The sequence below is a fragment of the Pseudoruegeria aquimaris genome (assembly GCF_900172235.1).
Classification (GTDB): domain Bacteria; phylum Pseudomonadota; class Alphaproteobacteria; order Rhodobacterales; family Rhodobacteraceae; genus Pseudoruegeria; species Pseudoruegeria aquimaris.
The window spans coordinates 58,876-82,187 of the sequence record NZ_FWFQ01000014.1; the positions used below are offsets into that span (position 1 = coordinate 58,876).

Here is a 23,312-nt window from a genome sequence, read left to right on the forward strand (position 1 = left end):
CCCGCCGCCCGAAGGCGGCGGGGAAGGGGCGCGGGCCTCGGCCGCGCGCCCCGGTTTGGGTGAAGGGTTTACTCGGCGACCTTGTAGAGGTCCTTGGAGTACCAGTTCTGCTCGACGTTGTTCACCGGCCAGCCCTGGATGCTGTCGTCCAGCATCATGTTGGTGGAGTAGTGGTAGACGGGCACCACCGGCATGTCCTCTGCGAGGATCTGCTCCACCTCGGTGTAGAGCGGCTGGGCGTTGGCGGAAGATTTCGCTTCCGTCATCAGCTCGTCCACGCGGGGGTTGGAGTATTTGCCGTCGTTGTAGCCGGACGGCGTGGTGAGCAGGTCGAGGAAGGTCGAGGCTTCGTTGTAGTCGCCGCACCATGCGCCGCGGGCCATGTCGAAGTTCTGGTTGCCGCGGGTTTCGAGGAAGACCTTCCATTCCTGGTTGGACAGTTCCACGTCCACGCCCAGTTTCTGCTTCCACATCTGGGTGGCCACGATGGCGACCTGCTTGTGGGCTTCGCTGGTGTTGTAGAGGTAGGTGAAGGAAAGCTTCTCGCCGTCCGGGCCGTAGCCGGCTTCGGCGAGCAGTTCCTTGGCCTTGGCGTCACGCTCGGCCTGGGTCATGCCGGCGTATTCCACGGCGGGCACTTCGAAGCCGGCGGTCGCCGCCGGGGTGAAGGTGTAGGCCGGGAACTGGCCGCCCTGCAGCACGCGGTCCACGATCACCTGGCGGTCGATCGCGTAGGAGAGCGCCTTGCGCACGCGGGCGTCCTTGAAGGCTTCCGGGCCGCTTTCGAGGTTGAAGGTGAAGTAATAGTTGCAGAGGCGCGGCAGGGCGTAGGCCTCTTCCGGGAACTCCTCCTTCAGGGCCGGGTACTGGCCTGCGGGGATCTCGGTCTTCTCGACTTCACCGGCGCGCCAGCGGGTCAGCGCCTGGGCGTCGTCGCCGATGACGAGGGTCACGACCTTGTCCAGAACGGTGTTCTCGTTGTCCCAGTACATCGGGTTGCGCTCGCGCACGGAGCGCTCCTTGAGCACGTGCTCGGTCAGGACGTAGGCGCCGTTGGACACGATGTTGCCCGGGCGCGTCCATTCCTTGCCGTGGGCTTCGATCGCCCATTTCGGTGCCGGGAAGGTGGTGGCGTGGGTGACCATCTTGTCGAAGTAGGGCAGCGGCTGGCTCAGCTTCACGACGAGCGTGTGATCGTCGGGTGCGGAGACGCCGAGCTCGGTGACGGGCTTCTCGCCGGCGATGATGGCCGAGGCGTTCTCGATCGACATCAGTTCCATGTACCAGGCGTAGGGCGAGGCCAGCTCCGGATCCACGGCACGCTGCCAGGCGTAGACGAAATCGCCGGCGGTGACGGGGGTGCCGTCGCTCCACTTGGCGTTGTCACGCAGCGTGAAGGTGTAGGTCATGTTGTCTTCGCTGACCGTGTGGCTCAGCGCGACGCCGGGCACGTTGTTGCCGTCGGCGTCCTGGTTGTAGAGGCCTTCGAAGAGGTCACGGACCACTTCGGAGCCGTTCACGTCCTCGACGACCTGCGGGTCGAAGGACGAGAATTCGTCGAGCACTCGGTAGGTGAAGACCTGCTCTTCGGCGAGCTTGGTGCCTTCGGGCACATTCGCCGCAAAGGCAGCGGTGCTGATTGCGGTGGAAAGCAAAAAAGCGCGGAAAGCGCGAACGAACGCGACATTGTCTGTCTCCCTGTTTGTTCGGATGGGGCACTTGAGGTGAAAAATGCGGAAAACTTCAAGATGCAACTTGCAGGAATTGGCGTCAGATTGCCGATAAAACCCCAACGTCAGCAGGATTTCGCGGCCATCTTGTCCCGAAATGGCAACTTTGGCTGCCGAAATGGCGGTGGGCGCCGGGGACGCTGGCCAAAGCGGGCAGGCGTTTCGGATTTCGGAACCTATGCGGGAATCAGCCTTGGCCCGGCCGGGATCTTGTCATTGCGCCGGAGAGGTCGCACCTATTGTCGGGCCGCGCCTTTGTAAAGGGCGCCGATCAACCGGAGGGGACATGACCGAGGCGAAGAGCGGATTGACGGCGGAGGAAGCCAAGGGGCTGCGCACCGCCAAGGAGCTGGAAGGCCACCTGAACTGGCTCGATACCTTCACCTCGGCGGCGCTGGGCGTGCTGGCGGTGGCCTCGGGCATCTACACCTACCTCGGCGTGTCTTCGCTGCTGGAAGACAACGGCGCGATCACATTCATCGCCGCCGTCGCCTATTCCATCGCCGTTTCCGTCGGCATCTTCGTCTTCTGGAGCTACATGCTCCGGCTTCTGCCGGCGATGCGCAGCGCCGGCGGTTTCATCGGCCTCACGGTGGCGACGGTGGTGGGATCGCTGGCGATCATCGCCATGTCCAGTTGGCTCAACGCCGCCGCGCTGGCGGGATCGGCGGCGGTGGAGCAGCATCTCGAAAACACCGTACGCGACTACCAGCAATCGCTGGAGCAGGCTCATGACATCGCCCTCGGCGGGCAGGCGCTGGGCCGCGAGGTGGAGCGGGCGCGCCAGAGTTTCGAGGAACTCGCGGAGCTTGAGCAGTCGGGCGATCTGTCCGGCGCAGCCGGCCGGGGCGCCGTGTTCCGGGTGCTGACGCAGAAAAGCGAGGAACTGCGCAATCTCGAAGAGCAGATCGCCGCGCAGCAGCCGCTGATCGAGGAAGCCTTCGAGCGGGGCAACGCGATTCTCGCCCGCATGCGCGAGCTCACCGTGGCGCCGGGCCCGGTGGACCGCCGCTCGGTGCAGTTTTCCGAGGAAAGCGTGAAGCTCGCGGGGGTCATCTCGCAGCTCAACCAATACAACGTGGCGCCGCTGGTGGCGCGCGCGGCGGAGGATCTGCCCGCATCGGTGGTGCTGCCCGAGCTTGACGGGCGCTCCACCTCGGTGCGCGATGCGCAATCCGCCACCATCACCTCGGTGCTGAACGCGCTGGACCAGCGCAGCCGCACCCTGCGCACGGCCGCCGAGGAAGTGCTGGAGATGGAGCCGCCGATCCAGACGGCCTACAACCCGATCTCCCGCGCCGACGCGGTGGTGCGCTATGCCGGAAACTTCGCGCCAAGCTGGGCCGGGGCCATCGCCATCGATCTGCTTCCGGCGGTGCTCGTCTTCGTGCTGGCGATCACCCAGGCCGCGATCCGCTCGGGCCGTGATGGGATGAGTATCGAGGAGACCCTCACGCTGGCTGATCTGAAAGCCGCGATGAACGCGATGAAGGACGTGGAGCTTACGATGGGCGCTGCCGATGCCGCCTTGCAGGAGCGCGCGGCCGGCAAGCAGGATACCGAGCAGGGTGGCGCCGGGCAGGGTGGTGCGGGCTGATGGCGCTGGATGTCGCCCGTGGCCTGCGCCTGATCCTCGTGGCGCAATTGGCAATGGCCGGTGTGCTCGTGGCCGCAGACGGTTTGGGTGCGCTCTCGGGGCTGGTCTCGCCTTCCGCGCCGCAGCCCTCTGGCCCGGTCTCCCCCGGCGACCAGACACGCGAATACCGCACCGACCGCACCCTGCCCACGCTGCGCCGCCCCGACGCGCCGCCGGGGCTGGACCTGCCGCAGACCTTTTCCGACAGGCTCGAATTCGAGGATCGGGAGTTCGAGGGGCTCGGCGATGTCCTGCTGCTGACCGGCACCATAGCGGAGGGCGATGCCGCACGGTTCTCCGCCCATCTGGCCGAACGCCCCGCCCCGCCGGCGCGCATCGCGTTGCACAGCCCCGGCGGGATCGTGATGGAGGCGCTGGAAATCGGCCGCCTGATCCGGGCGCGGGGCCTCGATACGGTGGTGCCTTCGGGGGCCTATTGCCTGTCGAGCTGCCCCTACATCCTTGCCGCCGGGCCCGAGCGCGCGGTGGGCGAGGGCGGAGTCGTCGGGGTGCACCAGCACTACTACGAGCAACCGAAATTCCTGCCCGTGGTGCTGGCCGTCGAGGGCATCCAGTTCGGGCAGGGCGAGACGCTGGAATACCTGCTGGAGATGGGCATCGCGCCGTCTCTGATGGTCTTTTCGCTGAAAACCCCGCCCGAGCAGATCTACGCGCTCGTCGAGGAGGAGCTTCTGGAGACCCGGCTGGCGACGGAAATCGTGGAGTAGGGCGCGCGCCGGGCTGGGTGCCCTTCGGATTGAAATTGAGAATGATTTGCAAAATCATTGACGCGGGTGCGGTTTCGCCATAGCTCTTCTCCAACACCTTCATTTTCCCGTTCAGCGAAAGCCCGACCATGCCAGTTGCCCGCCGTTTTCTTTCCGCCGCTCTCGCCGTCGCCCTCGCCCTGCCCGCCGCGGCGGCGGAGAAGATGAAAGTGGTCACGACCTTCACCGTGATCGCCGACATGGCCGCCAACGTCGCCGGGGAGGCAGCGGAGGTCGTCTCCGTCACCAAGCCCGGCGCCGAGATCCACGGATACGAGCCCACCCCGCAGGACATCGTGCGCGCCCATGACGCCGACCTGATCCTCTGGAACGGGTTGAACCTCGAGCTGTGGTTCGAGCAGTTCCTCGCCAACCTCGGCGATGTGCCCTCCGCCACCCTGACGGACGGCATCGATCCGATCCCGATCGCCAGCGGATCCTACGAGGGCAAGCCCAACCCGCATGCCTGGATGGGGCTGGAGAACGCGCAGATCTACGTCGACAACATCGCACGCGCCTTCGCGGCGCAGGATCCGGCGAACGCCGAGATCTATGCCGCCAACGCCGAGGCCTACAAGGCGAAGCTGCGCGCCACGCTCGAGCCGCTGCGCGCAGCCGTGGCGCAGGTGCCGGAGAGCAAGCGCTGGCTCGTCTCCTGCGAAGGGGCCTTCAGCTACCTCGCAAGGGACCTCGGCCTGAAGGAGCTGTATCTCTGGCCGATGAACGCCGATCAGACCGGCACGCCGCAGCAGGTGCGGGCGGTGATCGACGGGGTGCGGGCGCATGAGATCCCCGCGGTCTTCTGCGAAAGCACCGTCTCCGACGCGCCGGCGCGGCAGGTGGCCCGGGAAACCGGGGCGGCGTTCGGCGGCGTCCTCTACGTGGACAGCCTGTCCCAACCCGACGGGCCGGTGCCCACCTACCTTGATCTCCTGCGCGTCACCACGTCGACCGTCGTCGAGGGGCTGACCGGTGCGGTGAACTGAAGGTGCAGACGGCATGACGGCACAAGGCCAGAACACATCGACCGCGCCCGAAGCATCGCCCGCGGGCGGCGCGGAGGGGCTGGTGGCCCGGGGCGTGACCGTCACCTACCGCAATGGCCACACCGCCCTTCGGGACGCGAGCTTCAGCGTTCCCCGCGGCACGATCACGGCGCTCGTGGGCGTGAACGGCGCGGGCAAATCCACACTGTTCAAGGCGATCATGGGCTTCGTGCCCGCGGCCAGCGGCAGCATCTCCATGCTCGGCCTGAGCGTGAAGGAGGCGCTGCGGCGCAATCTCGTGGCCTATGTTCCGCAGGCGGAGGAGGTGGATTGGGCCTTCCCGGTGCTGGTGGAAGACGTGGTGATGATGGGGCGCTACGGCCACATGGGCTTTCTGCGCCGGGCGAAAGCGGCCGATCATGCCGCGGTGGATGCGGCGCTGGAGCGGGTCAACATGACGGCCTACCGCCACCGCCAGATCGGCGAGCTTTCGGGCGGCCAGCGCAAGCGCGTCTTCCTCGCCCGCTCCCTGGCGCAGGAGGGGCAGATCATCCTGCTGGACGAGCCCTTCACCGGGGTGGACGTGAAGACCGAAGCCCAGATCATCGCGCTCTTGCGGGAACTGCGCGAGGAGGGGCGGATCATGCTCGTGTCCACCCACAACCTCGGCTCCGTGCCGGAATTCTGCGACAGGACGATCCTCGTGAAGGGCACGGTTCTGGCCTCGGGCCCCACCGAGGACGTGTTCACCCACGCGAACCTCGAAAATGCCTTCGGCGGCGTGCTGCGCCACTTCACGCTGGGCGGCGAGACGCTGCACGAGGATGAGGACGGGCGCAGCGTCACCATCCTCACCGACGACGAGCGCCCCCTCGTGCACTACGGCGGCAAGATGCAGCAGGCCGAAGCCGAGCGCCGCGGCGAGGAGGATGCATGAGCAGCCTGCTGCTGGAGCCCTTCTCCTACGGCTACATGGTCAACGCGATGTGGGTCTCGGCGCTCGTGGGGGCGGTTTGCGCCTTTCTTTCGGCCTACCTCATGCTGAAAGGCTGGTCGCTGATCGGCGATGCGCTGTCCCACGCCGTCGTGCCCGGAGTCGCCGGCGCCTACATGCTGGGCCTGCCGTTCGCGCTGGGGGCCTTCCTGTCGGGCGGGCTGGCGGCGGGGGCGATGCTCTTCCTGTCGGACCGGTCCGGGCTGAAGCCCGACGTCATCATCGGCCTGATCTTCACCGGGTTCTTCGGTCTCGGCCTTTTCATGATCTCGGTCAGCCCCACCTCGATCGACGTGATGACGATCACCATGGGCAACATCCTGGCCATCACGCCCGAAGACACGCTCCAGCTGGCCATCATCGGCTTCGTCTCCCTCGCGGTGCTCAGCGCCAAGTGGAAGGATCTGATGGTCACCTTCTTCGACGAGAGCCACGCCCGCACGATCGGCCTTCGCACGCAGCTTCTGAAGGCCTTGTTCTTCGCGCTGCTGTCGGCCTGCGTGGTGGCGGCGATGCAGACCGTGGGCGCCTTCCTCGTGATCGCACTGGTGGTGACGCCCGGTGCCACCGCCTACCTGCTGTGCGACAGGTTCCCCCGGCTGATCCTCACCTCGGTGGCCATCGGCGCGGGCACCAGCTTCCTCGGAGCCTACGTGAGCTATTTCCTCGACGGGGCGACGGGGGGCGTCATCGTCTGCCTGCAGACGCTGATCTTCCTCGTGGCTTTCACCTTCGCACCCAAGCACGGGATTCTGGCGGCGCGTCGCAAGGCGGCGGCGGCCCTGCGGCGGGCAGATGAACCGGCGGAGGCCGCCTGATGGAATTTTCCCTCGATACCGCGCTCTTGCCCTTCCAGTTTCCGTTCATGCAGAACGCCTTCCTGATCGCGGCAATCGTGGCGGTGCCGACGGCGCTTCTCTCCTGCTTCCTCGTCCTGAAGGGCTGGGCGCTGATGGGGGATGCGATCAGCCATGCGGTTCTGCCCGGAATCGTTCTGGCCTACATGCTGGGCTTTCCGCTCATCCTCGGCGCCTTTGGTGCGGGCATGTTCACGGCGGTGGCCACGGGCTACCTCGCGGGCAACAGCCGGGTGAAGCAGGATACGGTGATGGGGGTGGTGTTCTCGGGGATGTTCGGGCTCGGGATCGTCCTTTACGTGGCGGTGAAGCCGGACACGCACCTCGATCATATCCTCTTTGGCAACATGCTGGGGGTGGGCGCGGCGGACCTCTGGCAGGCCGGGGTGATTTCGCTCCTCGTGGCGGGCGTTCTGGCGCTGAAATGGCGCGATTTCCTGTTGCACGGGTTCGATCCGGCCCAGGCGCGCGCCTCCGGCCTTGCGGTGGGGTGGCTGCACTACGGGCTGTTGGCGCTGATCTCTCTCACCATCGTCGCCACGCTCACGGCGGCCGGGCTGATCCTTGCCGTAGGGCTGCTGATCGCACCGGGCGCGATTGCCTTCCTGCTCGTGCGCCGCTTCTCCGCGATGCTCTGGGTCTCGGTGCTCGTCTGCATGGGCTCCATGCTCGCCGGCATCTACGCGAGTTTCTACCTTGACAGCGCCCCGGCGCCCACGGTCATCCTCGTGCTCACCGGTCTCTTCCTGCTGGCCTTCCTGCGCCGCCAACTCCGGATCCGGCAGCTGGCACGGCGGACGGGTTGAGCGCCGAGAGTGGTTTGCAAGGGGCTGATTTCATTGCCGTTTGACCCGCAGGTGGCCCTGTGGTCTACTCGAAACAAAGTTGCGTAACCAGTAAAGGCCTTGGTTTGGAGAATGACATTTCGATCGGCGTTCTGCTGCAGATCGCCGGGAGGATCATGGAGGCGGGTTTGGCCCGCGTCTCGGAAGACATCGACCTGACGACCGGCCAGTTGGCGGTCCTGGGCATGGTGTGCCGCTACCCCGAGTTGCCCCAATCCGAATACGGGCGGATCCTCTGCATCAACGAAGCAACACTCGGCCGCTACGCCAGCCGGCTGGAAACCACGGGCCACATCACGCGCAGCCGCAACGATCCGGATGGTCGTATCATCCGGCTGAGCCCAACGGATGAAGGCAAGGCGCTGTTCAAACTTCTCGGGGAACGATTGCAGACCTTTTCCGAGGCCTACCGTGCGGCATCGCCTGACGGGAACGTGGAGCGGCTCCACAAGGAAGTTTCCCAGTTTCTGAAGGCCCAGGGTTGGGCTCTGCCTGACAAGGCCAGAGCCGGGCCCACAGGATAGGGGGCTGCGCGGAAAGACCCGCGTTCGGGCGCGCCCTTCACCGCAGGGCGCGGCGGCTGCGCAGGGGTTCCGCCTCGACAGCCGTCCGCTGCACGTATTTCAGGTGCCCGATGGCGGGGCGGAAGCCTTCGTGGGCGGGTTTGCGTTCGAGGTAGTCCATGATCCGGTAGAGGTTGATCGGCTGTTTCACCACCAGCGCCTTGATGCGCTCCACCGCGTCCATGTGCGGGTAGGTGTCGATGAACATGCAGGCCGCCTGCGTCGGCGTCAGGATGAACCAGTCCTGCGGCCGCCGCTCGGTGTAGCGCGTGGCGTCGAAGGGGGATTCCCCGAGCGCGCGGAACTTGGGCATGATGGCGCGGATGTTGTCGGCGCGGTTCTCCAGAACGGTGCCCGAGACCTGCCGGAAGCCCAGCGGCGCCAGTTTCTGCAGCGCCCGGCGGCGCATCGGGCCCGAGAGCATGTCCATGTCGGCGCGGTCGAATTTCAGGTCGTCGAAGACGGAGATGATCCTGAGCTGTTCGTCGGCCACCAGTAGGTAGGGATCCTTGTTCAGCACCTGCATCCGGGCGGCGAAATCCGGGGTGAAGGCCCGTTCGTCCCGCGCCGGAGAGGACAGCCCCAGCGCCGCTGCAACCCTGTTCACCATGCCCATCGTGCCGTGCCTCCCTTCTGGAAATTCACCCTGCGAAGCCTAGGTTGCTTCTCAGGTTCAAGGGTAAGACGAAGGGATGGCACGGCAATGCTTCAGGACAAACGCCAGGATCTGGACGCCGAGAAACAGAGGCGGCTGCTGCAACGGCTCGTGGAAGAACTGAGCCGGACGCATGGGGAACTCTACTACCAGCCGACGAGCCAGATCGCGATGCAGCTGGAATCCTACATCGACGGCGAGGCGAAGCTCTTCGCGGAAGAGCGCGCGCTGCTGAAGCGGCTGACCCGGCGCGACATCGAGGTGCTCCTCAGCCTCCATTGAGGTCAGTCCGCGCAGCCGCGCGGCCGGGTTTCACCCAGCGGCGGGAATCACCCCACGAGAATGATGCTGCTTTCCCCGGCGGCGCGGCGCAGGGCGTGGATCTCGGCAAGCTCGGGATCGTCGCGCCAGGCGATCGCCGCTTCGCGGCTCGGAAAACTCAGCACGCCCACCATGCTCGGCGCCGGCAGGGCATCGTCCAGCAGGGTCGGTGTTGGGCTGGCGGCTTCGAGCTTGCCGCCGTGCCGGGCGAGTGCCGCGCCGGCGCGTTCGCGATAGGCCGCGAGCGCGGCCGGGTCGGTGATGTTCATGTGGACGGTTGCATAGATCATGCCGGTGGCCCTTCCTGCGTGGGTGTTTGGAATAGCCCGAACCTATGCCTGGACAACCCAAGCGAAAACCGGGTGCTTTTGCATTCATGACATGCGAAATTGCATGGCATGAAGGACGATTGGGACGATCTGCGCGCGGTTCTGATGGTGGTGCGGCACGGGGCGCTGGCGCGGGCGGCCAAGGCGCTGGGCGTGAACTACACCACCGTGGCACGGCGCATCGCGCAGGCGGAAGAGGCCTACGGCGTGCGTTTCTTCGAGCGGTTGCCGGCCGGCTACGTGCCCACGCCCGAGGGCCTTGCGGCGGCCGAGGCCGCCGAAGCCATGGCGGAGCGCGAAACGGGCCTTCGGCTGCGGCTTGCCGGGCAGGATGCGCGCCTGTCGGGGCCGCTGACCGTCACCGCGCCCTCGCTGCTGATCGCGTCGCATCTGTGCACCGTGTTCGACGCCTTCACCCGCGCCCATCCCGACGTGGAGCTGCGGGTGCTCGCGGCGAACGAGGTTCTGAACCTGAACCGGCGCGAGGCCGATCTGGCCGTGCGGATCAGCAACGATCCCGGAGATACGCTGACCGGCCGCAGGCTGGCGCAACAGCATACGGCGGCCTTCGCCGCGCCTGAGCTGGCCGAGCGGTTGGCGGCCGAGCCGGGCATGCCGTTGGAGTGGATCGGCTTCACCTTCTGGGACGGCCCCCCGAAGGCCTCGCGCGCGCGCCACCCGGAGGGGCGCGTTCGCCTGCGGTTCGATGACATGACGGCGGTGATCGGCGCGGCGAAAGCCGGGCTGGGGGTTGCCCGGATGCCGGTTTTCGTGGGGCGCGCGGCGGGGCTCGTGCAGGTGCCGGTCATGCCGCCGCAGCCCTACCAGGACATCTGGATGGTGGCGCACCGGGATGTCTGGCCGGCGGCGAAAGTTGCGGCGATGCGGGCGCTGATCGTGGCCCGGTTCGCCGGGGCGGAAGCGGAGTTTCTTTCCCGACCCGATCGCTAGGGCGCCGCGGGCGCTTCAGGCCCAGGTGACATCGCCGAGAAAGATGTAGCCCGCGCCGTAGATCGTCTTGATGAGGCGGGGGTTCTTGGGATCTTCCCGCAGCTTGGTGCGCAGCCGCGAGATGCGCACGTCCATCGCCCGGTCGAAGCTTTCACCGGCGGCACCGCCGAGGCTTTCCTGCATCTGCGCGCGGGAGATCAGCCGTTTCGGGCTTGAGAGGAACAGGCGCAGCACTTCGCCTTCCGCATGGGAGAACGGGGTTTCCCGGCCCTCGGCGTCTTCGAGGATGTAGCGATCGAAATGGGCCGTCCAGCCGGCGAAACGCGCCTGTTCGCTGGGCTTGCCCGGCGCGCGTTCCTTGCGCAGCCGCGCCCGGATGCGCGCCACCACCTCGGCCGGGTCAAAGGGCTTGATGATGTAGTCGTCGGCGCCCAGTTCCAGCCCGGTGACCCGATCCTGCACCTGCGCCCGCCCCGAGATGATGATGATCGCGGCACCGCTTTCCAGCGCCAGCCGATGCACGAGCGCGAGCCCGTCCTTGTCGGGCAGGCCGAGATCCACGAGGCAGACGTCGGGCACGTCCTTGGCCAGCGAAGCCTCGAACTCGGTGGCCCGTGCGAAACCGGCGGTGCGGAAACCGGCCTCGTCGAGCGTTTCCAGCAGCAGGCGCCGGATCTCGGGCTCGTCGTCCAGCACGGTGACATAGGGTTGGCTCACGCGGGGCTCTCCTGAAGGTCGAGGAAACGGGCGAGGCGGCCCGTGGCGAAGGGTTTGGGCAGCAGCGGGTAGCGCGCGGCGGCCTGCTGGCGCAGCGGATCGCCCGCCGGAAGGCTCGTCATCAGGCGGCCCGGCACCTCGGGCAGTTCGGCGGCGAGATCGTCGAGCAGGGCGAGCCCCGTCCGCTCGCCGGCGAGCATGATGTCGGAGAGCACGAGCCCGACGCCGGGCAGCCGCGCCAGCGCCAGCGCCTCTTCGGCGCTTTCGGCCTCGATCACGCTGTGGCCCAGTTCCGTCAGCATCCCGCGCACCGACTCGCGGATTTCGGGGCTGTCTTCGGCCAGCACCACCAGAGTGGGCTCGCGGGTGGCGCGCAGGCGCCGGAAGGGCAGGCGCAGGGTCACGCGGGCACCGGTCTGGGTGTTGGCGAGCCGCACCTGCCCGCCGGCGAGCCGGGTGGAATCATAGACCATCGAAAGCCCCAGCCCGCTGCCCTCGCCGCCCTTCGTTGTGAAAAAGGGATCAAGCCCGCGCCGCAGCGCGATCTCGGAGAAGCCGGGGCCGGTGTCGGAGACTTCGATCTCGATCCAGGTTTCCTTCTGGGTGCGCAGGGTGACGCGGATCTCGCCGGGGCCGGTGCCGATGGAATCGCGCGCGTTGATCACGAGGTTCAGCAGCGAATCCTGAAGCGCGCCCGCGTCGAGGTGGAACAGGCCCTCCAGCGGCGGGCAGTCGATGGTCAGGCGCACGTGCTCCGGAAGACTCGGCTCCGCCAGCAGCCGCAGATCCGCCAGAAGACGGTTCAGATCGGTCGGGGCCGGGTTCATCTCACGCGGGGAGGAGACGCTGGCGATCTTCTCCAGAAGCGTGCCGCCGCGCGCCACCGCAGCCTTGGTGGCATCCACCAGCGCATGGGCCTCGGGCGGAAGCTCCATCCGCTGCAGCTTGCTCTGCATCCCCATCATGATCGTCAGGAGATTGGCGAAGTCATGGGCCATGCCGCTCGTCATCTGCGCGGCCAGCTCGCGTTTCATCGCCTGCCCGAGCGCGGTGCGGGCCTGCACCTCTTCGGTCACGTCCATCGACAGGATGTAGACGCCGCGCACCTGGCCGCCGGATTCGTCCGGCGTCAGCGCCACGCGGATGCGCCGCCCGGCGATTTCCTCGGTGAACTCGAAGACGGAGCCTTCGCCCAGAAGCGCCTGGGAGAAATGCGGCTCGATCTGGGCCCAGGCATGTGCGCCGAGCGCCTCCTGCATCGTCATGCCGATGATGTCGGTCGCCCGTTCCGGCATGACGGACGAAAGCCGGCGGTTGGAGTAGGTGTAGCGCTGATCGGTGCCGACGCGGGCGATGTGGGCCGGCATCATCTCGGTGGTGAGCCGGGTGCGCTGCTCCATCTCCGTCAGTTCGCGCTTGGCCTGCTCAAGCGCGGTGTTGGTGGCCGCGAGAGCGCGGTTTGTCGCCGCCAGTTCCTCCGCGCGGGAGAGCAGTTGATCGGACAGGCTCTCGGAGCGGGCCCGCAGCAGATCTTCCTGCTGCTTGATCTCGGTGATGTCGGTGTAGACGGTGACCCAGCCGCCCATGGGAAGCGGCGCGCCCTCGATGGAGACGACGCGCCCATTGGAACGGTGGCGCTCCACGTAGTGCGGCTCGAAGGCCTCCGCCAGCGCCACCCGCCCGGCGACCCAGGCCTCCACGTCCTCCACCTCGCCGTATTCGCCGCGCTCGGCGAGGTAGCGGATGGTTTCGGCAAAGCTCGCGCCGCGCGTGACGAGCCGCTCGGGCAGATCGAACATCTCCTTGAAGCGATCGTTCCACACCGCCAGCCGCAGCTCCGCGTCGTAGATCGAGATCGCCTGCTGGATCAGGTTCAGCCCCGCGAGGGTCATCCGGCTGCGTTCGGCTTCGGTCAGCGCCATGGCTTGCTCCTCCCGGTCTATCGCTAGCATCGCCGGGCAGGCGAAGAAAAGGGGCGCGCGGCGGCTGTTACAATTCGTAAGGATTGGGAAAAAATCAGGAAAAAATTGACGGCCAGAAATTTCACGTCACCCTTTGCAGGGAAGAGAATCGCATCAAGCGATCGCCGCCTTCGGTTGAGGAGCCTGAGGCACGGGAGGAGAATACTGTTGGAGAAAACAGCGTCGTCCGGCGCGCTGGAATCCGTTCCGGCGCTTCTGTTGCGCAACGCCGCCGAACGTGGGGCGCGCCCTGCGTTCCGGGAAAAGGAATTCGGGATCTGGCAAAGCTGGACCTGGGCGGAGACGGAGAAGGAAGTCGAGGCGCTCGCGCTCGGGCTGATCAATCTCGGGGTGAAACCCGGCGATTTCGTCGCCATCATCGGCCGCAACCGCCCCTATCTCTACTGGTCCTTCGTCGCGGTGCAGAGCGTGGGCGCGGTGCCCGTGCCGCTCTACCAGGATGCCGTCGCCGAAGAGATGGCCTACGTGCTGGAGCATTGCGGCGCGCGCTTCGTGATCGCGGGCGACCAGGAGCAGGTGGACAAGGTGATCGACGTGCAGGACCGCCTGCACCAGTTCGAGCACATGATCTACCTCGATCCGCGCGGCATGCGGAAATACGATCATTCCCGGCTGCATGACTTCCGCCACGTGCAGGAGCAGGGCCGCGCGGCCTATGACGAATTCATGCCCGAACTGGTGCGCCGCCGCGCCGCGCTGGGCTATGACGACATCTGCGTGATGCTCTACACCTCGGGCACCACGGGCCGCCCCAAGGGCGTCGTGCTCTCCAACCGCAACATCCTGATCACCAGCGAGAACTCGGCCGCCTTCGATCACCTGACCGAGAACGAAGAGGTGCTGGCCTACCTGCCCATGGCCTGGGTGGGGGATTTCATCTTCTCGATCGGGCAGGCCTTCTACGCGGGCTTCTGCGTGAACTGCCCCGAAAGCCCTGACACGATGATGACGGACCTGCGCGAGATCGGGCCGACCTACTACTTCGCGCCGCCGCGCGTGTTCGAAACCCTGCTCACCAACGTGATGATCCGCATGGAGGATGCCGGCCGCTTCAAGCGCTGGCTGTTCAAGGTGTGCATGGATCACGCGCGCAAGGTCGGGCCCGACATTCTGGACGGCAAGCCTGTCGGCGCCTGGGACCGGTTCAAATACGCGCTGGGCGAGCTGCTGATCTACGGGCCGCTGAAGAACACGCTCGGCTTTTCGCGGGTGCGCGTCGGCTACACGGCGGGCGAGGCCATCGGGCCGGAGATCTTCGATTTCTACCGATCGCTGGGCATCAACCTGAAGCAGCTCTACGGGCAGACGGAGGCCAGCGTCTTCATCACGCAGCAGCCCGATGGCGAGGTGCGGTCCGATACCGTGGGCGTGGCATCCCCCGGCGTGGAGATCCGCATCGCCGAGAACGGCGAAGTCTTCTACCGTTCGCCGGGCGTCTTCGTGGAATACTTCAAGAACCCGGAAAGCACTGCCGACACCAAGGATCCCGATGGCTGGGTCGCCACCGGCGATGCCGGCTTCATCGAGGAGGCCACCGGCCACCTGCGCATCATCGACCGCGCAAAGGATGTGGGCAAGATGGCCGATGGCCGGCTCTTCGCGCCGAAATACGTGGAGAACAAGCTCAAGTTCTACCCGAACATCCTCGAAGCGGTCGTCTTCGGGGCGGGCCGCGAGATGTGCACCGCCTTCATCAACATCGATCTCACCGCCGTGGGCAACTGGGCGGAGCGCAACAACATCGCCTACGCCTCCTACCAGGAGCTTGCCGGCCACCCCGAGGTCTACGCGATGATCGAACGCCACGTGGCCGAGGTGAACGAAAGCGTGGCGAAAGATGAAATGCTCTCGGGCTGCCAGATCCACCGCTTCCTGATCCTGCACAAGGAGTTGGACGCCGACGACGGCGAGCTGACCCGCACGCGCAAGGTGCGCCGCCGCATCATCGAGGAGAAATACGCAGATCTGATCGCGGCGCTCTACGACGGCTCCACCGAGATCTTCACCCGCACCGAGGTGACCTACGAGGACGGCCGCAAGGGCGAGATCTCGGCCACGCTGGAAATCCGAGATGCCAAGGTCGTGGGCGGCGGAGAACGGATGGCGGCGGAATGACCAAACAACCTGACACGAACACACGAGGGCCGCGCCATGCTTGATGCCAGCGAAGGCTACACCACCGCCGACGGCCGCAAGATCGGCGGCGTGCTGATGGAGATGCAGAACATCACCCTGCGCTTCGGCGGCGTGGTGGCGATCAAGGACATCAGCTTCGACATTCGCGAAGGCGAGATCCGCGCCATCATCGGCCCCAACGGGGCCGGCAAATCCTCCATGCTCAACGTGATCTCGGGCTTCTACCGCCCGCAGGAGGGCGCGGTGATCTACAAGGGCCGCAAGCGCCCGGCGATGAAGCCCTACCAGGTGGCGCAGCAGGGCATCGCGCGCACCTTCCAGAACATCGCGCTCTTCGAGGGCATGAGCGTTCTGGACAACGTGATGACGGGCCGCCTGACCCACATGAAGAGCAGCCTGTTCAGCCAGGCGCTCTGGTGGGGCAAGGCCGAGGCCGAGGAGATCGCCAACCGCGAACTGGTGGAGCGGGTGATCGACTTCCTCGAGATCCAGCACATCCGCAAGACGCCGGTCGGCCGCTTGCCCTACGGCCTCAAGAAGCGGGTGGAACTGGCCCGCGCGCTGGCGGCGGAGCCGAGCCTTCTGCTGCTCGACGAGCCGATGGCCGGCATGAACGTGGAGGAGAAGGAGGACATGAGCCGCTTCATCCTCGACGTGAACGACGAATTCGGCACCACCATCGCCCTGATCGAACATGACATGGGCGTCGTCATGGATCTGAGCGACCGGGTGGTGGTGATGGACTACGGCAAGAAGATCGGCGACGGCACGCCCGACGAGGTGCGCAACAACCAGGACGTGATCGATGCCTACCTGGGGGTCTCCCATGACTGACGTATCAAAGTTCCGCCGCATGCAATCCGAAGCAGGAGGCCACCATGCCTGATCAACTTCTCTTCGCGATGGAGGTCACGCTCAACGGCCTCATGGCCGGGGTGCTCTATGCGCTGGTGGCGCTGGGCTTCGTGCTGATCTTCAAGGCCTCCGGCATCTTCAACTACGCGCAGGGCGTCATGGCGCTCTTCGCCGCGCTCACGCTGGTGGGCCTGCAGGAGGGGCAGATCCCCTTCGCGCATCTGATCAACGCCATTCTCGGCACCGATCTGCACCACTTCGGCTGGCACCTGACTGCCATCGTCGCCATCGTGCTGACGATCGGGGTCATGGTGCTGCTGGCGATCCTCGTGGAACGGATCGTGCTGCGCCACCTCGTGAACCAGGAGCCGATCATCCTCTTCATGGCCACCATCGGGCTGGCCTATTTCCTCGAAGGGCTGGGCGATCTGATGTGGGGTTCCGACATCAAGAAGCTCGACGTGGGCCTGCCGCAGGGCATCTCCGAAACCATCGACACCGCCACCTTCAACTGGTTCGGCTACGGCTTCTTCATCGACAAGCTGGACATTTTCGCCACGGTCATCGCCGCGCTGCTGGTGATCGGGCTGACGCTGTTTTCCCAGTATTCCAAGCAGGGCCGGGCCCTTCGCGCCGTGGCCGACGATCACCAGGCCGCGCTCTCGGTGGGCATCTCGCTGCGCTTCATCTGGGTGCTGGTGTGGTCCATCGCCGGCTTCGTGGCGCTGGTGGCCGGCATCATGTGGGGCGCGAAATCGGGCGTGCAGTTCAGCCTCTCGCTGATCGCGCTCAAGGCGCTGCCGGTGCTGATGCTGGGCGGCTTCACCTCGATCCCCGGCGCCATCGTGGGCGGCCTCATCATCGGGGTGGGAGAGAAACTGTTCGAATTCGCCATCGGCCCCATGGTCGGCGGCGCCACCGAGAACTGGTTCGCCTACGTGCTGGCGCTGCTGTTCCTCGTGTTCCGCCCGCAGGGCCTGTTTGGGGAGAAGATCATTGAGCGTGTCTGAGACGACATCGGCCACCATGGCGGGCGCCGCGCGCCAGCCTGACGCAGCCCGCCGCCGCGCCACCCAGCGCAAGCTGCTCGCCATCGTCAACATGGTGTCCTGGGGGCTGTTCTGGGCCTTCGGATACCTCGCCCTGACGGCCGCGCCCGAAGCCACGTCCGAGATCCTCACCGCGATGGGCTTCGCCTTCGTGGGGCTGGTGTCCGGAACCTGGTGCTACCTGATACTGAAACGGGAGATCGGCTGATGCTTTACCGTGAAGCCGGGGATTTCAACACCTCCTACAAGCAGGACGGCCAGACCTTTCCGATCCGGTTCGACCGCTACCGCTACTACGCGGTGCTGGCGGTGGCCTTCGGGGTGATCCCCTTCATCATCAACGACTACTGGGCCAACGCCGTATTCGTTCCCTTCCTGATCTACGCCATCGCCGCGATCGGGCTGAACATCCTCACCGGCTACTGCGGCCAGGTGAGCCTCGGCACCGGCGGTTTCATGGCCGTGGGCGCCTATGCCTGCTACAAGCTGATGACGGGGTTTCCCGATGTCTCCATCGTGATCCACGTGATCCTGTCCGGCGGCATCACCGCGGCCGTGGGGGTGCTCTTCGGCCTGCCTTCGCTGCGGATCAAGGGCTTCTACCTCGCCGTGGCGACGCTGGCGGCGCAGTTCTTCCTGGTCTGGCTCTTCAACAAGGTGCCGTGGTTCTACAACTACTCCGCCTCGGGGCAGATCAACGCCCCGGAGCGCAGCGTGTTCGGCATCATCGTGACCGGTCCCAACACCGAGGCCTGGGCGAAATACATGATCTGCCTCGTCTTCGTGGTGGCCTGCGCCTGGATCGCCCGCAACCTGACGCGCGGCGCTTCGGGCCGGCGCTGGATGGCCATCCGCGACATGGACATCGCCGCCGAGATCATCGGGGTGAACCCGCTGGGCGCGAAGCTCACGGCCTTCGCGGTGTCGAGCTTCTTCATCGGCATCGCCGGCGCGCTGTTCTTCGCCGTCTACCTCGGCGCGGTGGAAGTCGGCGAGGCCTTCGGCATCAACAAGAGCTTCCTCGTGCTGTTCATGATCATCATCGGCGGGCTGGGTTCCATCTTCGGGAGCTTCGCGGGAGCGGCCTTCATGGTGCTGCTGCCGGTGCTGCTGAAGAACGTGCTCGTCGGCGGGCTCGGCTGGGCCACCGACCTGGCGGCGCATCTCGAATTCATGATCGTCGGCGGGCTCATCGTCATGTTCCTGATCGTGGAGCCCCACGGGCTGGCGCAGCTCTGGCGCCTGACGAAGGAAAAACTGAGGCTTTGGCCGTTCCCCCACTAGGGGCGGCCCGAGAAACCCCTGCCGTCCGCAGGGAACGCAAGCGGGATCGTTCGAGGAGGAGCGGCACCGCGACAGATGGCCCTCAGGTGCACATGGGGGACAACATGGGAGGAAGAACAGAATGAAACTGAAACTGGCGACACTCGCGCTGACGGGCCTCATGGCCGCTGCGCCCGCGATGGCGGACCTCGTGTTCCCCTCGCTCTCCTACCGCACCGGCCCCTATGCCGCCGGCGGCATCCCCTTCGCCGACGGCTACGCCGACTACTTCACGCTGCTGAACGAGCGTGACGGTGGCATCGGCGGCGTGATGACCAAGGTCATCGAGTGCGAAACCGGCTACAACACCGAGAAGGGCGTTGAATGCTACGAGGCCACCAAGGGCGAAGGCTCGCTGGTCTACCAGCCGCTCTCCACCGGCATCACCTACCAGCTCATCCCGAAGGTCACCGCCGACGGCATCCCGCTTCACACCATGGGTTACGGCCGCACCTCGGCCGCCAACGGCAAGGTGTTCTCGCATGTGTTCAACTACCCGGCCAACTACTGGGACGGCGCCTCGATCGCGGTGAACCACCTGCTCGACATCAACGGCGGCGATCTCTCCGGCAAGAAGATCGCGCTGGTCTACCACAACTCCGCCTACGGCAAGGAGCCGATCCGCACGCTTGAGGAGCTGTCCGCCAAGCACGGCTACGAGCTGACCACAATCGCCGTGGACCACCCCGGCCAGGAGCAGAAGAGCCAGTGGCTGCAGATCCGCCGCGAGCGCCCGGACTACGTGCTGATGTGGGGCTGGGGCGTGATGAACCAGGTCGCCATCCAGGAAGCCGCCAACATCCGCTTCCCGATGGAGAACTTCATCGGCGTCTGGTGGTCCGGTTCCGAGAACGACGTGCTGCCCGCCGGTGACGGCGCCAATGGCTACAAGTCTCTCGCGCTGCACGGCACCGGTTCGGACTACCCGATCTACGCCGACATCCAGAAATACGTCGTGGATGCGGGCAAGGCCGCCGGCGCGGGCGATCAGATCGGCACGGTGCTCTACTCACGTGGCCTCTATGCCGCGATGCTGGCCGCCGAAGCCGCCAAGAAGGCCCAGGAGATCCACGGCACGGCCGACATCACCCCGGCCATGATGCGCGACGGCATGGAAGCGCTGGAGATCACTGCCGAGATCCTCGAAGCCAACGGCCTGCCCGGCTTCGGTCCGGAGTTCAAGGTGAGCTGTGAAAACCACGGCGGCCCCGGCCTCGGCATGGTGCAGCAGTGGGATGCCTCCGCGAAGAAGTGGAACATCATCACCGACATGATCCAGTCCGACAAGAGCGTGATCGACGCGCTGGTGAAGGAAGATTCCGAGGCCTTCGCCGCGGAGAACAACATCGAAATGCGCTGCAACTGATGGCGCCCCGGCCCCGGCCTGCGCCGGCCGGGGCCTTCCACCGAACAGAAATCTGAAAGCCCACCGCCATGCTGGACTCCGGACACACGCAGGAAACCCTCCTCGAGGTCAACAACATCGAGGTGATCTACAACCACGTGATCCTCGTGCTCAAAGGCGTGAGCCTGACCGTTCCCAAGGGGGGGATCACCGCCCTGCTGGGCGGCAACGGCGCGGGCAAGACCACGACGCTCAAGGCGATCAGCAACCTCTTGGCCAGCGAACGCGGCGAGGTGACGAAGGGCTCGATCACGTATCGCGGCGACTCCGTCGCCGATCTGAACCCGGCCGATCTGGTGAAGCGCGGGGTGATCCAGGTGATGGAGGGGCGCCACTGCTTCGAGCACCTGACCGTGGAGGAAAACCTGCTCACCGGCGCCTACACGCGCCGCGAGGGCAAGGGCGCCATCGCCCGCGATCTGGAGATGGTCTACGATTACTTCCCGCGCCTGAAGGAGCGCCGCAAATCGCAGGCGGGCTATACCTCGGGCGGGGAGCAGCAGATGGTCGCCATCGGGCGCGCGCTGATGAGCCGGCCCGAAACCATCCTTCTGGATGAGCCCAGCATGGGGCTCGCGCCGCAGCTGGTGGAGGAGATCTTCACCATCGTGCGGGATCTGAACGAGAAAGAGGGTGTCTCCTTTCTGCTGGCGGAGCAGAACACCAACGTGGCGCTGCGCTTCGCCCACTACGGCTACATCCTCGAATCCGGCCGCGTGGTGATGGACGGCCCCGCCACCGAACTGCGCGAGAACCCGGACGTGAAAGAGTTCTACCTCGGCATGAGCGACGAGGGCCGCAAGAGCTTCCGCGACGTGCGCTCCTACCGCCGCCGCAAGCGCTGGCTGAGCTGAGGGCTTTCCACTGGTGAACGACCCGACCGCAGATACGCCCGCTTTTCCCGCACCGCCGGGCACGGCGCTTCACGCCACCCGTTACGGGGCGATGGCGGCGTTTCCGAAGGATATCTACGTCGGCCGCTCTCTGGAGGCCTACGGGGAATGGTGCCCGGCGGAAATCGCCCTGCTTGGGCAGGTGGTCCGCAGCGGCGATACTGTCGTGGACGCCGGGGCGAACATCGGTGCGCATACTGTGCCCTTCTCGCGCCTCGTTGGTCCGCAGGGCCTCGTGTTCGCGATCGAGATGATGCCCGAGACGGCGGCGCTGCTTTCGTTCAACACGGTACTCAACGGATGCGGCAACGTGCGCGTCATCAATGCAGGGGTTTCCGCCGCGCCCGGCAGGATCGCGATGCCCCGCATCCGGACGGACAGTGCCTACAATTTCGGCAGCCTCTCCGTAGAACGCATGGAGAAGGCCGGGGCCGGGCATGGCGCCGTGTCCGTGCCGCTCCAGCCCCTGGACGAGCTGATCCGTTGCACGTCGCTCGCGTTGATCAAGGCCGATGTGGAAGGCCACGAAGCGGATTTGCTGCGCGGGGCACGGAACCTCATCCGGACCCATGCGCCGGTTCTGTATCTGGAGGCCGACCAGCCGGAAAGCGCCGAGGCGCTATGCGGGCTGCTGTCGGAATTCGGCTATGCGGGCTACTGGCACCGCGCGCCTTTGTTCAGCCCCGGAAACTGGAAGAACAATGCCGAGGACGTATTCGGGAACGTCACCTGCATCAACATGCTCTGCGTTCCGCAGGCGCGCCCGGTGCAGGGGCTCAAACGGGCCGATGGGCCCGAGTCCCATCCGAAATTCCGCCGCCACCCGCACCAAGATGTTCAGGCCGACTAGGAGCAGACATGTCTTTCTTCGATGATCTCGAAACCCGCAGCGCCGAAGACCGCGCCGATTGGATCGCGGCGAACCTGCCCGAGCAGATCGCCCGCGCGCAGGGCCTGCCGGGCTACGCGGAGAGCCTGGCGGGGGTTGCGCCCGGGTCGATCCTGAGCCGGGCGGACCTGGCCGGCCTGCCGGTGCTGCGCAAGTCCGAGATCGGAAAGGCGCAGGCCGCCCATCCGCCGCTCGGCGGCTTCGCGGCGGCGGATGCCGGCTTCGAGCACATCTTCCAGTCGCCGGGGCCGATCTACGAGCCGGGCCGGCTGGGGGGCGACTGGTGGCGCATGGGCCGCTTCCTGCACGCCTGCGGCATCGGCGCCGGCGACATCGTGCAGAACTGCTTCGGCTATCACCTGACACCGGCGGGCATGATCTTCGAAAGCGGTGCGCGGGCCGTCGGCGCAACCGTGATCCCGGCCGGCACGGGCCAGACCGAGTTGCAGGTGCGCGCGGCCCATGACATCGGCGCCACCGCCTACGCGGGCACGCCCGACTACCTGAAACTGATCCTCGACAAGGCTGCCGAGATGGGCCTGCCGCTGAAAATCACGAAGGCCGCCGTGGGCGGCGGCGCGCTGTTTCCCTCGCTGCGCGCTGAATATGCCGAGCGCGGTATTGCCTGCCTGCAATGCTACGCCACCGCGGATCTGGGCAACATCGCCTACGAAAGCCCGGCGCAGGAGGGGATGATCGTGGATGAGGGCGTGATCGTGGAGATCGTGCGCCCCGGCACCGGCGATCCCGTGCCCGACGGCGAGGTCGGCGAGGTCGTCGTCACCACGCTGAACCCGGATTACCCGCTGATCCGCTTCGCCACCGGCGATCTGTCGGCCGTGATGCCGGGAGAAAGCCCCTGCGGGCGCACGAACATGCGCATCAAGGGCTGGATGGGGCGCGCCGATCAGACGACGAAGATCAAGGGCATGTTCGTGCGCCCCGAACAGGTGGCCGATCTCGTGGCCCGCTATCCCGAAGTCACCCGCGCCCGCGTGATCGCGACGCGCGAAGGCGAGATGGACGTGATGACGGTCCGGATCGAGACGGAGGCCAACGCCCCCGAGCGCTATGCCGAGGGGGTGCAGCAGACGCTCAAGCTGAAGGGGCGGGTGGAGATCGTCGCGCCGGGCTCGCTGCCCAACGACGGCAAGGTGATCGACGATCAACGCGTCTACGACTGAGCCGGGGTGATTCCCCGCCCCTGGCCGGGGGTGGCCGCCTGATTCCGGTATCAACCCCAGCGGCTTGGCCCGCCCGGCGCGGCCGCATTCGGGATTCAGGGCGTTTCGTGCTAGACTGGCGCCGGCTCTTCCACTTTCGGGCTCACGAAGGAAATTTGCACCACAAGTCATTTTGAGGCTCCGCAAGCCTGTCGGGCAGGCGGGAACCCGGCGTCCTGCCGGGTCGGAAAAGCGTGAGGTATTTC

At 66.2% G+C, this 23,312-nt stretch carries 23 protein-coding genes; 18 read left to right on the plus strand and 5 right to left on the minus strand.

Translation table 11 applies throughout. The features are described 5' to 3' along the window. Window positions 1-68: 68 nt before the first annotated feature. On the minus strand, window positions 69-1,613 hold the full coding sequence (locus tag PSA7680_RS10910) for a peptide ABC transporter substrate-binding protein (RefSeq protein ID WP_245824596.1): 1,545 nt from the start codon (window positions 1,611-1,613) through the stop codon (window positions 69-71). Between the two features lie 403 nt (window positions 1,614-2,016). On the opposite strand from PSA7680_RS10910, the gene PSA7680_RS18510 reads away from it, so the two are divergent. From PSA7680_RS18510 to PSA7680_RS10945, 7 genes are all read left to right on the plus strand, one after another. After that, entirely contained in the window at window positions 2,017-3,327 is a 1,311-nt protein-coding gene (locus PSA7680_RS18510; protein WP_176244125.1) for a hypothetical protein, read from the plus strand. After that, window positions 3,327-4,094 carry a COG3904 family protein gene (locus PSA7680_RS10920; RefSeq protein ID WP_085868744.1) on the plus strand — a complete coding sequence of 256 codons (768 nt, stop codon included), beginning with the start codon at window positions 3,327-3,329 and terminating at the stop codon, window positions 4,092-4,094. The genes PSA7680_RS18510 and PSA7680_RS10920 overlap by 1 nt, the downstream gene beginning before the upstream one ends. 128 nt (window positions 4,095-4,222) lie before the next feature. After that, window positions 4,223-5,119 (plus strand): metal ABC transporter substrate-binding protein, encoded by an 897-nt coding sequence (locus tag PSA7680_RS10925; RefSeq protein ID WP_085868745.1) that lies wholly within the window; start codon window positions 4,223-4,225, stop codon window positions 5,117-5,119. 13 nt (window positions 5,120-5,132) lie between these two features. Continuing rightward, window positions 5,133-6,056 (plus strand): manganese/iron ABC transporter ATP-binding protein, encoded by a 924-nt coding sequence (locus PSA7680_RS10930; RefSeq protein WP_085868746.1) that lies wholly within the window; start codon window positions 5,133-5,135, stop codon window positions 6,054-6,056. Then, the gene (locus PSA7680_RS10935) at window positions 6,053-6,931 is read left to right on the plus strand and encodes a metal ABC transporter permease (RefSeq protein ID WP_085868747.1); all 879 of its coding nucleotides are present in this window, start codon (window positions 6,053-6,055) and stop codon (window positions 6,929-6,931) included. Before PSA7680_RS10930 ends, PSA7680_RS10935 begins: the two co-directional genes overlap by 4 nt. Next, window positions 6,931-7,776 carry a metal ABC transporter permease gene (locus PSA7680_RS10940; RefSeq protein ID WP_085868748.1) on the plus strand — a complete coding sequence of 282 codons (846 nt, stop codon included), beginning with the start codon at window positions 6,931-6,933 and terminating at the stop codon, window positions 7,774-7,776. The genes PSA7680_RS10935 and PSA7680_RS10940 overlap by 1 nt, the downstream gene beginning before the upstream one ends. 104 nt (window positions 7,777-7,880) lie before the next feature. After that, window positions 7,881-8,339 (plus strand): MarR family winged helix-turn-helix transcriptional regulator, encoded by a 459-nt coding sequence (locus PSA7680_RS10945; protein ID WP_085868749.1) that lies wholly within the window; start codon window positions 7,881-7,883, stop codon window positions 8,337-8,339. 37 nt (window positions 8,340-8,376) lie between these two features. Here the strand turns inward: PSA7680_RS10945 and PSA7680_RS10950 are convergent, their stop codons facing one another. Then, window positions 8,377-8,994 carry a hypothetical protein gene (locus PSA7680_RS10950; protein WP_139838620.1) on the minus strand — a complete coding sequence of 206 codons (618 nt, stop codon included), beginning with the start codon at window positions 8,992-8,994 and terminating at the stop codon, window positions 8,377-8,379. An 87-nt stretch (window positions 8,995-9,081) separates the two neighbouring features. On the opposite strand from PSA7680_RS10950, the gene PSA7680_RS10955 reads away from it, so the two are divergent. Continuing rightward, window positions 9,082-9,315 (plus strand): hypothetical protein, encoded by a 234-nt coding sequence (locus tag PSA7680_RS10955; protein ID WP_085868750.1) that lies wholly within the window; start codon window positions 9,082-9,084, stop codon window positions 9,313-9,315. 47 nt (window positions 9,316-9,362) lie between these two features. Here the strand turns inward: PSA7680_RS10955 and PSA7680_RS10960 are convergent, their stop codons facing one another. After that, entirely contained in the window at window positions 9,363-9,644 is a 282-nt protein-coding gene (locus PSA7680_RS10960; protein ID WP_085868751.1) for a DUF1330 domain-containing protein, read from the minus strand. A 108-nt stretch (window positions 9,645-9,752) separates the two neighbouring features. Here PSA7680_RS10960 and PSA7680_RS10965 point away from each other — a divergent pair, with 108 nt between their 5' ends. Then, complete coding sequence (locus PSA7680_RS10965; RefSeq protein WP_085868752.1) at window positions 9,753-10,634, plus strand: LysR family transcriptional regulator; 882 nt, start codon at window positions 9,753-9,755, stop codon at window positions 10,632-10,634. A gap of 15 nt (window positions 10,635-10,649) precedes the next feature. Here PSA7680_RS10965 and PSA7680_RS10970 read toward each other — a convergent pair whose 3' ends face one another. Both PSA7680_RS10970 and PSA7680_RS10975 read right to left on the minus strand, forming a co-directional pair. Continuing rightward, window positions 10,650-11,351 carry a response regulator transcription factor gene (locus tag PSA7680_RS10970; RefSeq protein WP_085868753.1) on the minus strand — a complete coding sequence of 234 codons (702 nt, stop codon included), beginning with the start codon at window positions 11,349-11,351 and terminating at the stop codon, window positions 10,650-10,652. Next, the gene (locus PSA7680_RS10975; protein ID WP_085868754.1) at window positions 11,348-13,273 is read right to left on the minus strand and encodes a PAS-domain containing protein; all 1,926 of its coding nucleotides are present in this window, start codon (window positions 13,271-13,273) and stop codon (window positions 11,348-11,350) included. Before PSA7680_RS10975 ends, PSA7680_RS10970 begins: the two co-directional genes overlap by 4 nt. 204 nt (window positions 13,274-13,477) lie before the next feature. Here PSA7680_RS10975 and PSA7680_RS10980 point away from each other — a divergent pair, with 204 nt between their 5' ends. From PSA7680_RS10980 to PSA7680_RS11020, 9 genes are all read left to right on the plus strand, one after another. Further along, window positions 13,478-15,448: an AMP-binding protein gene (locus PSA7680_RS10980; RefSeq protein WP_085868786.1), complete on the plus strand. Its 1,971-nt coding sequence runs from the start codon at window positions 13,478-13,480 to the stop codon at window positions 15,446-15,448. Window positions 15,449-15,484: 36 nt separating this feature from the next. After that, entirely contained in the window at window positions 15,485-16,303 is an 819-nt protein-coding gene (locus PSA7680_RS10985) for an ABC transporter ATP-binding protein (RefSeq protein WP_085868755.1), read from the plus strand. Between the two features lie 44 nt (window positions 16,304-16,347). Then, the gene (locus tag PSA7680_RS10990; protein WP_085868756.1) at window positions 16,348-17,334 is read left to right on the plus strand and encodes a branched-chain amino acid ABC transporter permease; all 987 of its coding nucleotides are present in this window, start codon (window positions 16,348-16,350) and stop codon (window positions 17,332-17,334) included. Then, the gene (locus PSA7680_RS10995; RefSeq protein WP_139838621.1) at window positions 17,327-17,581 is read left to right on the plus strand and encodes a hypothetical protein; all 255 of its coding nucleotides are present in this window, start codon (window positions 17,327-17,329) and stop codon (window positions 17,579-17,581) included. Before PSA7680_RS10990 ends, PSA7680_RS10995 begins: the two co-directional genes overlap by 8 nt. Next, window positions 17,581-18,657 carry a branched-chain amino acid ABC transporter permease gene (locus PSA7680_RS11000; protein ID WP_085868758.1) on the plus strand — a complete coding sequence of 359 codons (1,077 nt, stop codon included), beginning with the start codon at window positions 17,581-17,583 and terminating at the stop codon, window positions 18,655-18,657. Before PSA7680_RS10995 ends, PSA7680_RS11000 begins: the two co-directional genes overlap by 1 nt. Window positions 18,658-18,778: 121 nt before the next feature. Continuing rightward, a complete protein-coding gene (locus PSA7680_RS11005) occupies window positions 18,779-20,062 on the plus strand; it encodes an ABC transporter substrate-binding protein (RefSeq protein ID WP_085868759.1) in 1,284 nt (427 codons plus the stop codon). 68 nt (window positions 20,063-20,130) lie between these two features. Further along, window positions 20,131-20,955, plus strand: coding sequence for an ABC transporter ATP-binding protein (locus PSA7680_RS11010; protein ID WP_085868760.1), 825 nt, complete (start codon window positions 20,131-20,133; stop codon window positions 20,953-20,955). Between the two features lie 13 nt (window positions 20,956-20,968). Next, a complete protein-coding gene (locus tag PSA7680_RS11015) occupies window positions 20,969-21,844 on the plus strand; it encodes an FkbM family methyltransferase (RefSeq protein ID WP_139838622.1) in 876 nt (291 codons plus the stop codon). 8 nt (window positions 21,845-21,852) lie between these two features. Further along, window positions 21,853-23,067 (plus strand): phenylacetate--CoA ligase family protein, encoded by a 1,215-nt coding sequence (locus PSA7680_RS11020; protein ID WP_085868762.1) that lies wholly within the window; start codon window positions 21,853-21,855, stop codon window positions 23,065-23,067. Window positions 23,068-23,312 lie beyond the last annotated feature (245 nt).

Bases quoted from the DNA above. Each gene is read 5' to 3' on its own strand.
- PSA7680_RS18510 (WP_176244125.1), top strand. From the start codon at position 2,017: ATGACCGAGGCGAAGAGCGGATTGACGGCGGAGGAAGCCAAGGGGCTG.
- PSA7680_RS10930 (WP_085868746.1), top strand. From the start codon at position 5,133: ATGACGGCACAAGGCCAGAACACATCGACCGCGCCCGAAGCATCGCCC.
- PSA7680_RS10955 (WP_085868750.1), top strand. From the start codon at position 9,082: ATGCTTCAGGACAAACGCCAGGATCTGGACGCCGAGAAACAGAGGCGG.
- PSA7680_RS10925 (WP_085868745.1), top strand. From the start codon at position 4,223: ATGCCAGTTGCCCGCCGTTTTCTTTCCGCCGCTCTCGCCGTCGCCCTC.
- PSA7680_RS10920 (WP_085868744.1), top strand. From the start codon at position 3,327: ATGGCGCTGGATGTCGCCCGTGGCCTGCGCCTGATCCTCGTGGCGCAA.
- PSA7680_RS10960 (WP_085868751.1), bottom strand. From the start codon at position 9,644: ATGATCTATGCAACCGTCCACATGAACATCACCGACCCGGCCGCGCTC.
- PSA7680_RS11005 (WP_085868759.1), top strand. From the start codon at position 18,779: ATGAAACTGAAACTGGCGACACTCGCGCTGACGGGCCTCATGGCCGCT.
- PSA7680_RS10965 (WP_085868752.1), top strand. From the start codon at position 9,753: ATGAAGGACGATTGGGACGATCTGCGCGCGGTTCTGATGGTGGTGCGG.
- PSA7680_RS10975 (WP_085868754.1), bottom strand. From the start codon at position 13,273: ATGGCGCTGACCGAAGCCGAACGCAGCCGGATGACCCTCGCGGGGCTG.
- PSA7680_RS10935 (WP_085868747.1), top strand. From the start codon at position 6,053: ATGAGCAGCCTGCTGCTGGAGCCCTTCTCCTACGGCTACATGGTCAAC.
- PSA7680_RS10940 (WP_085868748.1), top strand. From the start codon at position 6,931: ATGGAATTTTCCCTCGATACCGCGCTCTTGCCCTTCCAGTTTCCGTTC.
- PSA7680_RS10950 (WP_139838620.1), bottom strand. From the start codon at position 8,994: ATGGGCATGGTGAACAGGGTTGCAGCGGCGCTGGGGCTGTCCTCTCCG.
- PSA7680_RS10985 (WP_085868755.1), top strand. From the start codon at position 15,485: ATGCTTGATGCCAGCGAAGGCTACACCACCGCCGACGGCCGCAAGATC.
- PSA7680_RS11000 (WP_085868758.1), top strand. From the start codon at position 17,581: ATGCTTTACCGTGAAGCCGGGGATTTCAACACCTCCTACAAGCAGGAC.
- PSA7680_RS11010 (WP_085868760.1), top strand. From the start codon at position 20,131: ATGCTGGACTCCGGACACACGCAGGAAACCCTCCTCGAGGTCAACAAC.
- PSA7680_RS10990 (WP_085868756.1), top strand. From the start codon at position 16,348: ATGCCTGATCAACTTCTCTTCGCGATGGAGGTCACGCTCAACGGCCTC.
- PSA7680_RS11020 (WP_085868762.1), top strand. From the start codon at position 21,853: ATGTCTTTCTTCGATGATCTCGAAACCCGCAGCGCCGAAGACCGCGCC.